This is a genomic window from Myxococcus sp. MxC21-1 (genome assembly GCF_032612255.1).
Lineage (GTDB): Bacteria > Myxococcota > Myxococcia > Myxococcales > Myxococcaceae > Myxococcus > Myxococcus virescens.
In genome coordinates this window covers 4,147,278-4,163,066 of record NZ_CP123278.1, presented here as the reverse complement: position 1 = coordinate 4,163,066, position 15,789 = coordinate 4,147,278, and the positions used below count along the sequence as shown (strand labels likewise).

The window sequence follows — 15,789 nt, the reverse complement described above, 5'->3', positions numbered from 1 at the left end:
CACCGTCACGCGAGGAGAAACCGTGGGCTCACGCGCGATTTCATCCCAGGCCGAATCCAGGAGCACCACGTCCGCACTGCCCGAAGGCAGCAAGGCCACCACCGCCTGCTGCGCCAGCACCACGGGCAGGCGCGTGTCCTCCACCATGAAGGCCAGGCGCTCGCGGGGGTACGTGGGGTCCAACGGCACGTAGGCGCCACCAGCCTTGAGGATGCCGAGCATCCCCACCACCAGGTCGAACGAACGCTGCACGCACAGCCCCACCGGTGTTCCCGGTCCCACGCCACGCGTGCGCAGGTACCACGCAAGCTGGTTCGCCCGCCGGTCCAGCTCCGCGTAGGTGAGCCGAGCCTCCTCGCACACCACTGCGACTGCCTCCGGCGAGCGCGCCGCCTGCGCCTCGAAGAGCTCCGACAGGCACGCCTCTCGGGGGTACTCCACCGCGGTGTCGTTCCACTCCACGAGCAGGCGCTGACGATCCGCCGTGTCCATCATCGGCAGCTCGCCCAGGCGTTGGCCCGCATCCGCCACCGCGCTCTCCAGCAACACCCGGAGCCCCTTCATCAGCCGCGCGGCCGTCTCCCGCGTGAAGAGGTCCGCGTCGAACTCCAAGGTTCCGGTGAACCCCTCTGCCGCGTCCGTCAGGGACAACGTGAGGTCGAACTTCGCTGTCCCCGAGGCCAGCTCCACTGGGCGCAGAGCCAGCCCTTCCGGCGCGACGTCCTGGCGCGTGGCTTCGTGGAGCGCGAGCACCACCTGCACCAGGGGCGCGTGGCTCAAGCTTCGAGGTGGTTGCAGCGCCTCCACCAGCTTCTCGAACGGAACGTCCTGGTGGGCGTACGCGTCCAACGTCGTCTCCCGCACCTGCCACAGGAACTCACGGAAGGAGCTCGAGCGCGGCAGACGTGCGCGGAGCACCAGCGTGTTGACGAAGAAGCCAATCAGGTTCTCCAGCCCAGGCTGCTGCCGACCCGCGATGGGCGCTCCCACACACACGTCCTCCTGGCCCGACACCCGCGACAGCAGGAGCTGGAAGGCAGCCAGCAGGCCCATGAAGGGCGTGACGCCTTCGCGAATGCAGAGCGCACGGAACGCCTCCGACAGCTCGGCGGGGAAACGCACCGCCAGCGTGTCGCCCCGGAAGCGCTGCAAGCTCGGCCGGGGGAAGTCCTTGGGAAGCTCCAGGACGGGCGGCGCTCCGGCGAGCTGCCTTCTCCAGTATCCAACCTGCGCCGCGAGCGCCTCTCCCTGCAGCCACTGGCGCTGCCACACCGCATGGTCCGCAGGCTGGATGGTGGGCACTGGCAGCGAGGAAGGCCGGCCCTCCAGCTCCGCGGCGTAGAGCGCCGACAGCTCCCGCACGGCGACGCCCAGTGACCACCCGTCCGAGACAATGTGGTGCAGCGTGAGGACCAGCAGGTGCGAATCATCAGCCGTGCGAATCAGCAATGCCCGGCACAGCGGTCCATTCACCAGGTCGAACGGGCGGCGAGCGTCTTCCGACGCGGCGAGCACGGCCTGTGCTGCACGTGCCTCCTCCGGAAGCCCCCCAAGGTCGACCACGAGAAGCGCCACGTTGCCGGTCGGATGGATGACTTGGACGGGCTCTCCCGCGTTGCTGGAGAAGGTGGTCCTCAGGGCTTCGTGACGCAGGAACAGCCCCGCCAGTGCCCGCTCCAAGGCAGGCACGTCCAGCGGCCCGGAGAGCCATGCGGCCCAGGGGACGTTGTAGAGGGCCGTGCCCGGCTGGAGCTGCTCCAGCAGCCACAAGCGCTCCTGCATCGCGGACAGTGGCAAGGGGTTGTCCCTGGACACGGGGACGATGGGTGGCGGGCGCGCCGTGCCAGAGGACTGTCGGGCCTCGCGGATGCGCTCGGCCAGCCTCGCCACGGTCGGGTCGTCGAAGAGCTCCCGCAGCGACAAGGCGACGCCAAAGGTGGCGTGAATCCGCGTGACGACCCGAGTGGCCAGCAGGGAGTGTCCACCCAAATCGAAGAAGCTGTCGGACGCTCCAACCCGAGAGACGCCGAGCAGTTCGCAAAAGAGTCGCGCGAGCAACTCCTCCTCGGGGCCTCTCGGTGCGATGACCTCCGATTCGACGGTGGGCGCGGGCAGCGCACGCCGGTCCACCTTGCCGTTTGGCGTCAGGGGCAGGCGCCCCAGCACCATGAAGGCGGCAGGCACCATGTACGCCGGCAAGTGCGCGGCGAGGAAGGTCCGCAGGAGCGAAGGCGCGGGAGTCGCGGCGGCCTCCGCGGTCGGTACGACGTAGGCCACCAGGCGCCGCGAGCCCCCTGCTTCATCCTCTCGCGCCAACACCACGGCTTGCCGGACGTCCGGGTGACGAAGCAGCATGGCCTCGACCTCGCCCGGCTCCACGCGGAAGCCTCGCACCTTCACCTGCGCGTCCACGCGGCCCTCGAAGGTCACCGCCCCATCCGCCAATAGACGGACCCGGTCACCTGTCCGATAGAGCCGCGTCCCGGGGCGCTCGCTGAACGGGTTCGGAACGAAGCGCTCCGCCGTCAGCGCGGGTTGTCCCAGATAGCCCCAGGCGAGTCCGTCGCCACCAAGCCACAGCTCCCCCACACCTCCTGGCGGCACCGGCGCCATGTCCTCGTCGAGCACGTACTGAACCGTGTTCGCCAGCGGCTTCCCGATGGGAATCGATACGGCGCCCTCGGGCACATCCGTGACGAGGTGCCACGTGGAGAAGGTGGTGTTCTCCGTGGGGCCATAGACGTGCAGCAGCCGCTCGGGAGCACCTTCGCGAAGGACCCGGCGGACCGGCCTCGGGTCCACGGCCTCTCCTCCGAAGTGAAGCTGTCGCAACCCGCTGAAGGCGTCCGGCACTTCCGCGGCCACCTGGTTGAACCAAGCCGTCGTGAGGAAGAGGACGCGAATGCCCTCCTCCCGTAGCCAGGACGCGAAGGCACGCGGAGAGAGCGCGGTCTCCCGCTCCACGCCAACCACTCGGGCACCGTTGAGGAGCGCACCCCAGATTTCGAACGTGGCCGCGTCGAACGAAGCGTTGGATGCCTGCGCCACGCGATCCTCGGGCACCACGCGGATGAAGTCCGTCTCCACCACCAGCCGGACCACGGCCTGATGGGAAACGCAGACGCCCTTGGGAGTACCCGTGGAGCCGGAGGTGTAGATGACGTAGGCGGCATCCGCTGCGCCGACTCCGGCTCCAAGCGCCGCCGTTTCCGCGACGTCCCCTTGGGCCGAGGCCTCCTCCACCGTGAGGACACTCACGCCCTCCGAAGGCACCGCCCCCCGCAGCCGCTCCTGCGTCAGCAGTATTGGTGCCCCCGCATCCGCGATCATCCATGCGAGCCGCTCGCGCGGGTACGCCGGATCCAGGGGCACGTAGGCCGCCCCCGCCTTGAGGATGCCCAGCATCCCAACGACCAGCTCGGCGGAGCGCTCCACGCAGAGGCCCACGTGAGTCCCTCGTCGGACGCCCAGGGCCCCCAGCCGGCGCGCCACCTGGTTCGCCCGCGCGTTCAGCTCCGCATACGTCAGCGTCGTGCCGCTATACCGCACCGCCACGGCCTCTGGCGTCCGCGCGGCCTGGGACTCGAACAGCGAGTGCACCGTGGCTTCGCGGGGGTACGGAGTCGCGGTGGCGTTCCACTCCACCAGCACGCGGCGCCGCTCGGCCTCCGACAGCAGGGACACGTCGCCCAGTCGCTGCTCAGGACGACGCCACATCGCCTGAAGCAGACCGCGCCAGTGCGTCAGCAACTGCTCGGCGGCGGCCTTTGAGATTCGCTCCTGCCGGTACAGCAGCTTCAGCCGCATGGAGCGGCCCGGAACCACCACGGCGGTCAGCGGATAGTGCGTGCGCTCGAAGGCCGCGAAGTCCCGCAGCTCCAACCCGGCCGCACCGCGCGCGAGCGCCGCATCCACCGGGTAGTTCTCGAACACGAGGAGACTCTCGAACAGCGGCGTGCCGCGGGGAATGTCGCTCCACCCCTGAAGCCGGGTGAGCGGGACGTGCTCCCGGTGTCCCAGCTCCACCAGCAGGGACTGAAGCTCGCTCAGCCAGGGCAGCAACCCGGCGCCATGCTGGATACGGGCGCGAACCGGGAGCGAGTGGATGAACAACCCAACGGCTTCCTCGACGCCTGACAGCTCCGGCGGACGGCCCGCGAGCGTCGTCCCGAACATGACGTCCTGCCCACCCCCATAGCGGGACAACAGCAACGCCCACGCGCCGTGGACCAGGGTGCTCGGCGTGAGCCCATGGCGGCGTGCGAACGCCTGGAGCGCAGCGGTATCGGCCTCGCCCAGCTCCAGCGCGTGCTCACCCGTGTCATGCGCCGCGGTGGAGCCTCCTTCCGCAGGCAATGGCGTCGGCGCTTCGATGCCCTCGAACTGCTCCCGCCAGAAGGCTTCGTCCTGCTCAGGTCGGCGGCGCCCCAGCCATTCGACGTAGGCGCGGAAATCCATTGCGGCGGGCGGGCGCCAATCTGCCCCCGCGACAATCGCCGCGTAAGCATCGAGCACCTCCCCAAGAACACGCGCCAGGCTCCACCCATCCAGCAGCAGGTGATGGAAGCTCCAGACGAACCGCCAGGCATGGTCCTCCAGTCGAATCAGCGCCAGCCGCATCAGCGGCGCCCGCGACAGGACAAAGCCCTGCGCCCGGTCCTCACGCAGGAACGCGGCCAGGGATTGGGTTTGCTCCTCCGAGGAGCGCCCGCGCCAGTCGAGCTCAGTCCACACGGGGGTCGCGCGTGCATGGACCACTTGGACAGGGTCCTCCAACCCCTCCCAGAGGAACGAGGTGCGCAGTGAGGAATGCCGTTCGGACACCGCCTCCCATGCCCGCCGGAGTGCTCCGGCGTTCAGCGGACCGGCGAGCGTCCAGCTCCGCTGCTCGAAGTACGCGCCGGTGCCGGGCTCCAGCAGCACCTGGAACAACAACCCATGCTGGAGGGGTGAGAGCGCATGACGCTCCTCCGTCGCGCCCGCGAGTTCCACCAACGTTTCGACACAGTGACGCGCCACGGCTTCGATGCACGCGCGCGAATGCAGCGCCTCGCTGTAATGCCAGGCCAACTCCAGGCGTCCGCCCACGACGCGAGCCACCACCTCCAACACATGGCTCCGGAGCCCACGCGTTCCCTGCGAGGCCCCCGTGGATTCGGGCGCCAGCGTGAACAGCGCCGAGTCCCGAGCCCCCGAGTCGAGCTGCCCCAGATAGTTGAAGAGGACCTCAGACGAGGCGCCGGCTGCATGACGGAGGTAGCGCAGCAAGCCATATCCAATGCCTCTGCCCTTCCGGTGCTCGCGTGCCGCGCGAACCGACGCGAGCACGGAAGCGGACGCCAACCCCTCCGGCAACTCCAGACGCACAGGGAACAACGCGGTGAACCACCCTACCGTGCGTGAGAGGTCGACGTCGTCGAACAGCTCGTCGCGCCCGTGGCCCTCCAGGTCGATGCGCAGTCGACGCTCGCCACTCCATCGGGCCAGCGCGCTCGCAACCCCCGTGAGGAGCACGTCTTCAACGCCCGGCTGTGATATCGCCGCCGATGCACGAAGCAGCGAGTGCGTCACGTCGGCATCCAGCGCCACCGTGACGACGCGCTCCGAGCCCTGCGAGTTCACCCCACCCGGCACATCCCGAGGAAGCGCGGCCACATCCGCGCTCAGCACGTCCCGCCAGTAGGCCCCCTCCTCCGCAAGCGCTCCCGAGGCGGCATGCGCCTCCAACCGTCGTGCCCAGGCCTGGAACGACGTCGTCTTCGCGGGAAGCACCACCGGCTCGCCGCGGGCAAGCTGCCGAAGCGCCGTCGCCAGGTCCTCCAACAACACGCGCCAGGAGACACCGTCCGCCGCGAGGTGGTGGATGACCAGCAGCAGCCGTCCCGTCCGACTTGGCCCCGGGTCGAACAACACCGCGCGCAGGAGGCACCCCGCGTTCAGGTCCAACCCCGCCTGCTCCTCCGTAGCGGTGCGCTCCATCGCCACGGCCCGCGCGGTTGCATCCAACCCGGACAGGTCCACGAGACGCAGTGGCACGTCACACGCTGGCTCCGCGCACGACTGCGCCCACCCCGTCTCACTCCGCGACAGCCGCAGCCGCAGCGCATCGTGATGGTCCACGAGGGCCCGCAGTGCACGGGCCAGCACGTCCGCCCCCAGGCGCTCACGGGGCTCCAGCATCAACGCCTGGTTGAAGTGATGCGCTTCGGGAAGCTCGCGCTCGACGAACCACCGCTGAATGGGCGTCAGCGGCACGGGCCCGACAACCGGACCCTGATCTCCCACGTGACGACGGCTCGTCGCCACCTGGGCCAGCCCTGCCACCGTCGGATGCTGGAAGAGCTGGCGCGCGGTGAGGTGGATGCCCACCTGCCGCGCCCGCGCAATCACCTGAAGCGCGAGGATGGAGTCACCGCCCAGCTCGAAGAAGCGGTCCTCGGCGCCTACCCGCTCGACGCCCAGAACGCCCGCCCAGATTTGCGCGAGCTCGAGTTCCAGCGAGTTACGCGGCTCGACGTGGGCCGCACCACGCCCCTGCACTGCCCGCACCGGTGCGGGGAGGCCACGACGGTCGAGCTTCCCACTGGGCGACAACGGGAGCGCGTCCAACGTGACGAAGGCCGACGGCACCATGTGCTCCGGCAGTCGCTCACCGAGGAAGGCCCGAAGCTCCGATGCCACGTCCCCCGAAGACGCGACCACATACGCCACGAGGCGCCGGTCTCCCGGGACGTCCTCTCGAATCGCCACCGCCGCCGCACGCACGCCGGGGTGCTGGGACAGCACGGCTTCAATCTCTCCCAGTTCGATGCGGAAGCCCCGCAGCTTCACCTGGTCATCCAGGCGGCCCAGGTACTCGATGGCGCCATTCGCCAGGAAGCGGGCCTGATCGCCCGTCCGGTACATCCGCGCCCCCGGCTGCGCCGCGAAGGCGTCCGGGAGGAATCGCTCAGCGGTCAGGTCCGGCCGCTGCCAGTAGCCGCGCGCCAGCGGTGCACCACCGATGTACAGCTCACCCGGCACACCCGCCGGCACGGGACGCAGCCGCGCGTCCAGCACGTACATCCGCGCGTTGGCGATGGGGCGCCCGATGGGCACGACATGCCCACGGTCCTCACGTGAGCAGGCCCACGCCGTCACGTCCACCGCGGCCTCCGTCGGGCCGTAGAGGTTGTGAAGCTCGGCGAGCAGGCACGAGAAGTAGCGATCCCTCAGCTCGGGAGGCAGCGCCTCGCCACTGCAGAACACCCTTCTCAGGCTGGCGCAGGACACCGCCAGCTCCGTCTCCTCCAGGAAGGGCCGGAGCATGGACGGCACGAAGTGCAACGTGGTGATGCGCTCGCGAGCGATGGTGTCCGTCAGGTACGCGGGCTCCCGGTGCCCGCCAGGCCGCGCCATCACCAACCGCGCGCCCGCCAGCAGCGGCCAGAAGAACTCCCACACGGAGACGTCGAAGCTGAACGGCGTCTTCTGGAGGACGCGGTCGCTCGCATCCAGCCCGTAGGCTTCCTGCATCCACAAGAGCCGATTGCAGATGGCGGCGTGCGTGTTCATCGCCCCCTTGGGCCTGCCCGTGGAGCCCGAGGTGTAAATGACGTACGCCAGCCCGCTCCCTTCCACGGTCACGTCGAGACGCTCCTCGCGCTCGCGCGCCACCGCGTCCCACTCCGAGTCCAGACACACCACGGTGGCGCCGCCCCGAGGCAGGCGTTCCGACAACCGAGCCTGCGTCAGCAGCACCGGCGCCGCGGCATCCGCGAGCATGTACTCCAGTCGCTCGCGGGGATACTCCGGGTCGAGCGGCACGTAGGCGCCCCCGCCTTGAGCACGCCGAGGAGCCCCACCACCATCTCCAGCGAACGCTCCACGCACAGCGCGACCCGCGTGTCCGGCCCCACGCCTCGGGTCCGCAGGTAGCGCGCGAGCTGATTCGCGCGCCGGTCCAGCTCCCGATACGTGAGGGTGTCGCTCTCGAAGCTCAGCGCCACCACATCCGGTGTGCGGTCCACCTGCGCTTCGACGAGCCGATGCAGGGCGCTCACTCCCGGCCGAGGGCGGTCCGTGTCATTCCACGCCACCAGGACCCGGTGCCGCTCCGCCGAGGTCATCAGGGGAAGCGCGTGCACCTGCTGTTCCGGCTCACGGACGCCCGCCTCCAACAGGACGCACAGGTGCTCCAACAGGCGCGTTGCGGTATCCGGCTCGAACAGGTCGGTGCTCAGCTCCAGGTTCGCGGAGAAGCCGTCCGCCGTGTCCGTGATGATGAGTCGCAGGTCGAACTTCGCCGTGAGACTCGGCTGCGGCTGGACGTTCAGCCGCAGCCCCGGAATCACCAACTCCGGCAGCGGGTCCTCCTGCATCACGAGCATGGCCTGGAACAGCGGGCTGCGGCCCAGGTCGCGCTCGGGCTGGAGCGCCTTCACCAGCTCCTCGAAGGGTGCGTCCTGGTGCGCGAAGGCCCCCAGCACGGTCTCCCGCGCGCGGCCAATCAACTCCCGGAAGGACGGCGCGCCCGCCAGCGACATGCGCAGGACCAATGTGTTGACGAAACAGCCGATGAGCCCTTCCAGCTCGGTCCGGTCACGGCCCTCCACCGGCGTTCCCACGCACAGGTCATCCTGCCCGCCATGACGGGACAGCAGCGCGGAGAAGCCCGCCAGCAGCACCATGAAGGGCGTGGCGCCCTCGCGCTGGGCCAACGTTTTCAGCGTACGCGACAACTCCGAGCCCAGGAGCACGCTTCGGCTCACGCCATGACTGCTGCGCACGGCCGGTCGAGGCCGGTCCGTGGGCAGGTCCAGCGCCCGAGGTGCCCCTCCCAACCGGGTCCGCCAGTACGCGAGTTGCGCCTCCAACGCCTCGCCGCGAAGCCAGTCGCGCTGCCACGCCGCGTAGTCCACGTACTGGAGCGGGAGCGGCAACAACGGCGAAACCTGCCCCTGGGAGAAGGCCCGATAGAGCGCCGCCGCCTCGAGCACGAGCACGCCCATGGACGCGCCATCCGTCACCAGGTGGTGCAGCACCAACAAGAGCACGTGCTCACGCGCGCTCACCTGGAGCAGCGAGGCTCGAAGCGGCGGTCCCGCGCCGAGGTCGAACGCCCGCAGCGACTCCTCCGCCAATCGCGACGATAGGGCCTCCGCCTGAGCAGCCCCCGACAGCGAGGTCAGGTCCACCCGGTCCAGCGCAAGCCGCGCCTCGGGATGGATGCGCCAGGAAGGCGTGCCTCCGTCATCGTGGAAGGTGGCGCGGAGGACTTCGTGCCGCCGGACCACCTCTCTCAGCGAGCGCTCCAGCAACGCCACATCGAGCGCCCCCTCCACACGGACAGCCACCGCATCGTTGTACGCGGCGCCGCTGGGCTCGAGCTGCTCCAGGAACCAGATCCGTTGCTGCGCGAAGGACAGCGGCAGCGCCCCTTCATGAGTCCGGGCCACCAACGGAGGCACCCTGGACGCCCCCAGGAGGCGAGCATCGATGCGCGCACCCAAGGCCGCGGGCGACGACGACTCGAACAGCTCCCGCAGGGGCAGGTCCACCCCGAACGCCTCACGAATCCGGGAAGCAGCGCGCGTGGCCAGCAGCGAGTGCCCGCCCAGCGCGAAGAAGTCGTCCTCCGCGCCTACCCGCTCCACGCCCAGCAGCGAGGCCCACAGCTCGGCCAAACGGCGTTCAGTGTCCGTCCGAGGCGCCACGTACTCCCGAGCGATGTCACGGACGCCCTCCGGCGCGGGCAACGCCTTCCGGTCCACCTTCGCGTTGGGCGTCAGCGGGAGCGCATCGAGTGGCACGAACGCCGAAGGCACCATGTGCTCCGGCAGGGAGCGCCGGGAGAAGGCCAGCAGCGCCTCCACCGAAAGCGCCGTACCCGGCCGGGCGACGACGTACGCGACGAGGCGCGCGCCTCCAGCAGGCTCCTCCCGCGCCACGACCACGGCCTGCGCCACGTCGGAGTGCCGCGCCAGCACGGACTCGATTTCGCCAGGCTCCACCCGGAAGCCACGGACCTTGAGCTGGTAGTCCACCCGGCCCAGGAACTCCACCGTTCCATCCGCGCGCCACCGAGCCCGGTCGCCCGTTCGATACATCCGGGCCCCCGCGTTGGAGGACGCCGGGTCCGGGAGGAATCGCTCGGCGGTCAGCTCCGGCCGCGCGTGATAGCCCCGAGCGACCCCCATGCCACCGATGTAGAGCTCACCGGGCACACCCACGGGCAAGGGCCGCAGCTCCGCATCCAGCACGTACAGCGACGTGTTGGCGATGGGCATCCCCATAGGCACCGGTCCCGGCGAACCATCCACGGCGTGCGACGAGGACCAGATGGTGGTCTCCGTGGGGCCGTACATGTTGAGCAGCGCTCCGCCCACGGTGCCCCGCAAGCGTTCCGCCAACTCCGCGGACAGCGCCTCACCGCCGACGAGCAGGCGCTCCAACCCCGCGAGCGCCCCGGCCGCACCGGGCTCCAAGAGCAGCGCCTGGGCCAGGGACGGCGTGCATTGCAGATGCGTGACTCCGTGCCGCCGAAGCTGCGCGGGCACGGTGATTTCTTCCTGCGACTGAAGCCGGAAGTCCCGCTCGCAGCGCTGCCGCACGGCATCCAGCCCCGGAAGGCTGGCGAGCACGGCATCCGTATCCACACCGAAGTCGATGAGACACGCGACCTCATCCACGCCCAGCGCCTCGATGCGCGCCACCTGCTCCCGGCAGGTGCGCGGCGTCCCGAAGAGTCCCGCCCCGTCGAAGAAGCGCCCGAAGGCCCGTCCCACGAGCGCGTCCAGGTCCTCTGGACGCACCGATGCAGGATCCAGGTCCACGCCCAGCGTCCGGCCCAACCCGCGCATCAGGTCCGCGGAGTTGCTCAGGTAGCGCCGCAGCGGCGCTTCGACCGTCTCGCGCACGCGCTCCACGTCGTGCCCCACGAACGTGTGGAGCATCAGCGTCACATGCCCCTCACCCTCGTGGCCCGCCTCGCGCCAGGCCTCGCGGTAGAGCGCGATGCGTGATTCCAGCTCCTCCCACCGCTGTCCCAAGAGGTGCGTCAGGACGCCCGCGCCCAGCCGGCCCGCTTCGCGGAAGGTATCCGGATTGCCAGCGGCGGTCAGCCACACAGGGAGCTCGCGCTGCACGGGGCTCGGACGGATGCGGACATCGATGGGCGTCCCCGCGCCATTGGGGAACGACAGCGACTCACCGCGCCAGAGCCGCCGCAACGTGTCCAGGTCCCGCCGCGCCACTTCCCGGCGCTCCGCATACCGCTCTGGCGCGAGGACGAAGTCATCCGCGTGCCAGCCCGGCGCCACGGAGATGCCGACGCGGCCTTTCGACAGGTTGTCGACGAGCGACCATTCCTCGGCCACGCGCACGGGGTGGTGCAGAGGCAGCACGAGGCTGCCGGCGCGGATGGCCACGCGCTCGGTGATGGCGGCGATGGCCGCGCTCGTCACGGACGGATTGGGATAGAGCCCACCAAACGCATGAAGGTGGCGCTCCGGCGTCCACACCGCCTGGAAGCCATGGCGGTCCGCGAACCGCGCGCCCTCGAGCAACAGCCGGTAACGCTCCGCGCCTGGAGCCCCCTCGTCCGCCGCGAAGTAGAAGAGGCTGAAGCCCAGAGGCTTCTGGCGCGACCGCGTCACCCGGCGCGGTGCTGCCCCCAAGGCCCCCTGCTCGCCCTGCACGGCGACCTTGAAGCCGCGCGCCAGCGTCCAGAGCAACTCCAACACGGAGATGTCGAAGGAGACGCTCGTCACCGCGAGCCACGTCCCCGGTTCGGTCCCTACGCGCGCGTCCATGCCCGTGAAGAAGCTGACGACGTTGCGGTGTGGAATCAGCACGCCCTTGGGCTTGCCGGTGGAGCCCGAGGTGTAGAGGACATAGGCCAGGTTGTCGGGCCTCACTGCTCCCAGTGGCGCGGCGTCCGCCTCGCCAGCCACATCCAGCGGAACCACGGTTCTATCGCCGACCGGAAGTGCGCCTGCCAGATGCCGGTGCGCGAGCACCACCGAGGCGCCAGAGTCCTCCAGCATCAGCGCGAGCCGAGCCTCGGGGTACGACGGGTCCAGCGGCAGGTACGCACCGCCCGCCTTGAAGATGCCCAGCAGGCCCACAACCAGGTCCGCGGAGCGGTCGGCGAAGAGGCCCACGATGCATTCAGGTCCAACGCCCTGCTCGCGCAGCCGCCATGCCACAGCGTTGGCTCGTTGGTTCAGCTCACGGTACGTGAGGACCCCGTCGCCACACACCACGGCAACGGCAGCCGGCGTTCGCTGTGCCTGCGACTCCACGAGCGCATGGATGCACGTCTCCGGGAACTCCGCCCGCGTGTCATTCCAGTCGACCAGCACCTGCCGCTGCTCTGCCTCAGGTAACAGCGGGAGAATGGCGAGGCGCTGGTCAGGGTCCGCGACAATGGACTCCAGAAGCACGCCCAGCCGCGCCACCAGTCGCGCGGCGGTGCCCGCATCAAACAGGTCCGTGGCGTACTCGAGCCACCCTTCCAGTCCCTCCGGCCCTCGGGCCAGCGACAGCGTCAAATCGTAGGGCGTGGCCCCCGGGTCCACCTCCACGCGACGAGACTCCAGGCCGGGCAGCGCCAGTGCCACGCCGGGCTCCGGCTGGAGCACGAACAGCACCTGGAACAAGGGAGCGCGTGAGGGGTCCCTCGTGGGTTGGACGGCGTCGACCAGCCGCTCGAAAGGAACGCCCCGGTGGGCAAAGGCCGCCAGCACGCCTTCCCGCGTCTGTCCCAACAGGTCGCGGAAACGTGATGAGCCGGACACGGACGCGCACAGGACGACCAGGTCGAGGAAGCATCCCATCAACCCTTCGAGCCCCGCCCGCTCACGCCCATTGACGGCCGTTCCGACGCAGAAGTCCGCCTGCCCCGAATGACGCGCGAGCAGCACCTCGAAGGCCGCCAGCAACGTCATGAACAACGTGGCGCCTTCGCTCCGGCCCAACGCCTCCAACCGAGCCGTCAGCGCCTCCGGGAGCCGCACTGCCACGCGGCCACCGCGATAGGACGGCATGGGCGGTCGAGAGCGGTCCGCGGGCAGCTCCAGCGCAGCGGGCACACCCGCCAGCCGCGCCTTCCACCAGTCAAGCGACGTGGCCAGGGCCCCGTCCGCCTCGACCTCGCGGCGCCAGCGCGCGAAGTCGGGGTACTGGAAGGCCAACGGCGGCAGCGCAGCATCACCCGCGTACAGCGCGCTCAGCTCCCGGGCCAGGATGGCGAACGAAGCACCATCCGAGGCGATGTGGTGCATCACCACGACCAGCAGGTGCTCGTGTGCGTCCAATTGAAACAGCGTGGCCCGGAGCAGCGGACCGCGCTCGAGGTCGAACGGCGCCCGCGCTTCCTCTTCGGCCAGACGAAGCACGGCCTCCTCGCGGGCATCCACCGGGACGTCGCGGAGGTCCACCCGGCGAAGTGATGACACCGGCACCGACGAGGTCACCTGCGACGGCGTGCCATCTTCGTCGCGGAACGTCGCCCGGAGCGCCGCGTGGCGCTGAACGATTGCAGCAAAGGCCTGCTCCAGCGCCACCTCATCCAGCGCACCGGTGAGCCTTACCGCCGCCGGCAGGTGATACGCGGCGCGTCCCTGCGCCAGTTGCTCGAACAGCCACAGTCGCTGCTGCGCGGAGGAGAGCGGCGCGGGCGCCCCTCCTCGCCCCGCGTCAGCTCGGCGCCAGCGGACTTCCCACGCGCCGCGAAGAGGGTCCGCGCGAGTGCCCCCACCGTCGGCCCTTGAAGCAGGACCTCCATGCGAAGGACCACGTCCAGGGCCTCGACGTCGTTCGCCAGCTCCACGGCGCCCAGTGAGTCCAGACCGAAGGACGTGATGGGCACATCCGTCGCCAACTCCTCCGGACGGACGCGAAGCCGCGCGGCGATCCGCGCCAGCAACCACGCCTCCAATGCCTTCACGGTGAGCGGCTCGGACGCGGTGATGTCAGGCGCGGGCGCCACAGCCTGGGGCGCGTCTGCTTCCGACTCGCTCCAGGTCAGCAGCGCCCGAGCCGTCCCCGCGAGCCATTCGGCCCGGCAAGCACGCCGCTGAATCTTCCCGCTGGACGTCTTCGGCAGCGTGCCGGGCTCGATGAGGACGAGCGTGTGGAGCTGGACCTCGTGCGTCTCCGCCAGCCCCCGGCGGACGGCGCCCACCACGTCCTCGGCGGTCCACGGCTTGCGCGAGTCCACCTCGTACATCACCGCGAGCCGCTCCTCACCGCCCACGTCGATGGAGAACGCCGCGCCACAACCGGGCCGCAGCGCCGAATGGCTGCGCTCCAGCGTCAGCTCCAGGTCCTGCGGATGCAGGTTGCGCCCGCGGAGGATGATGAGGTCCTTGCGCCGGCCCACGACGAACAGCTCGCCGTCCTTCAGCAGGCCCAGGTCTCCCGTCCGCAGGAACCGGGGGCCGCTGTCCGAATCCGCCAATCGCGCCCCGAACGCAGCCTCGCTCTCCTCGGGCCGCTCCCAGTAGCCGTGGGCCACGCTGGGACCGGAGACCCAGATCTCCCCACCCGCTCGGGCGGGCAAGCGCGACGCGTCTCCGGGTCCACCACGAGCAGCGTCTGCTCAGGCAGCGTCTGACCGCACCCCACCAGCGGGCGCGCCCCAGGGCCGTCCTCGACCGCCAGCGCCTCGTTCCGCTCCAACGCCTGGGCGTCCCACGTCCGCGTGAGGACACCTTCGCCCTTGCGCCCACCCGAGGCGATCAGCGTGCCTTCCGCGAGCCCATAGCAGGGATAGAGCGCCTCGCGCTGGAAGCCCACGGGAGCGAAGGATTCCGAGAAGCGGGTCATGACCTCCGGGCGGATGGGCTCGGCCCCACAGAAGGCCAGCTCCCAACGACGCAGGTCCAACCCTTCACGCTCCGCGGGAGGCACCTTCCTCACGCACAGGTCGAAGGCGAAGCATGGGCCGCCGCTGATGGTGCCACCGAAGCGGGACAGTGACTCCAACCAGAACCGTGGGCGGCGAAGGAACGCGAGCGGCGACATCAGCGCCACCGGGAAGCCCGCGTAGAGCGGCTGGAGGATACCGCCAATCAGGCCCATGTCGTGGTACGGCGGCAGCCAGATGACGCCCACGCTGTCCGAGCGGACTTGGAACGCGTGGGAGATCAGCCCCAGGTTGTGCAGCAGGTTCCCGTGGCTGAGCTGCACGCCCTTCGGATCCCCCGTGGAGCCGGACGTGTATTGAAGGAAGGCCAACGTGTCCCACGAAGGCTCCGGACGGCGCCACCCCGCCTCGGTCCCCTCGGGCAGCGCGTCGGTAGCCACCCAGCGGAGCGCGGCGAGTTCGGGGGCGCCTTCGAAGAGCCCCTCCCCCATCTCCTGGATGAAGGAGGTGGTGAGCACGACGCTCGCGCGCGCATCCCGGATGATGGCGCGCAGCCGAGGCAACGTCCTCTCCAGCCGCATCGGGTCCGGCGGATAGGCTGGGACGGCGACCAACCCGGCATACAAGCAGCCGAAGAAACCCGCGACGTACTCCAGGCCCGGTGGATAGAGGAGCACCGCCCGCTCACCCGCTCGCGCCAGGGCCTGGAGTGCCGCGCCAATGCGCCGGGCTCGCAAATCCAACCCGGCGTAGCTCAGGACCGCGTCATCCCCGCCATCCTCCAGGAACGTGTACAGCGGCCGTTCACCCAGGGACTGGGTCTGCGTTTCGAGGAGCTCCAGCAGTGTCGCGGCCGGGTGGGAGCGCATGGTGAGAGGTTCCAAGGGGTGGAGCTGTGGAAAAGCCGGAGACCTTCGCTGGGGGGGAACGCGCAGCAT

At 70.0% G+C, this 15,789-nt stretch carries 1 pseudogene (cut by a window edge); it reads right to left on the bottom strand.

Features of this window, described 5'->3' with window-relative positions:
* A pseudogene (locus tag QEG98_RS41955) lies at nucleotides 1-15,789 on the bottom strand (non-ribosomal peptide synthase/polyketide synthase); it reaches 1,431 nt to the left of the window's first position.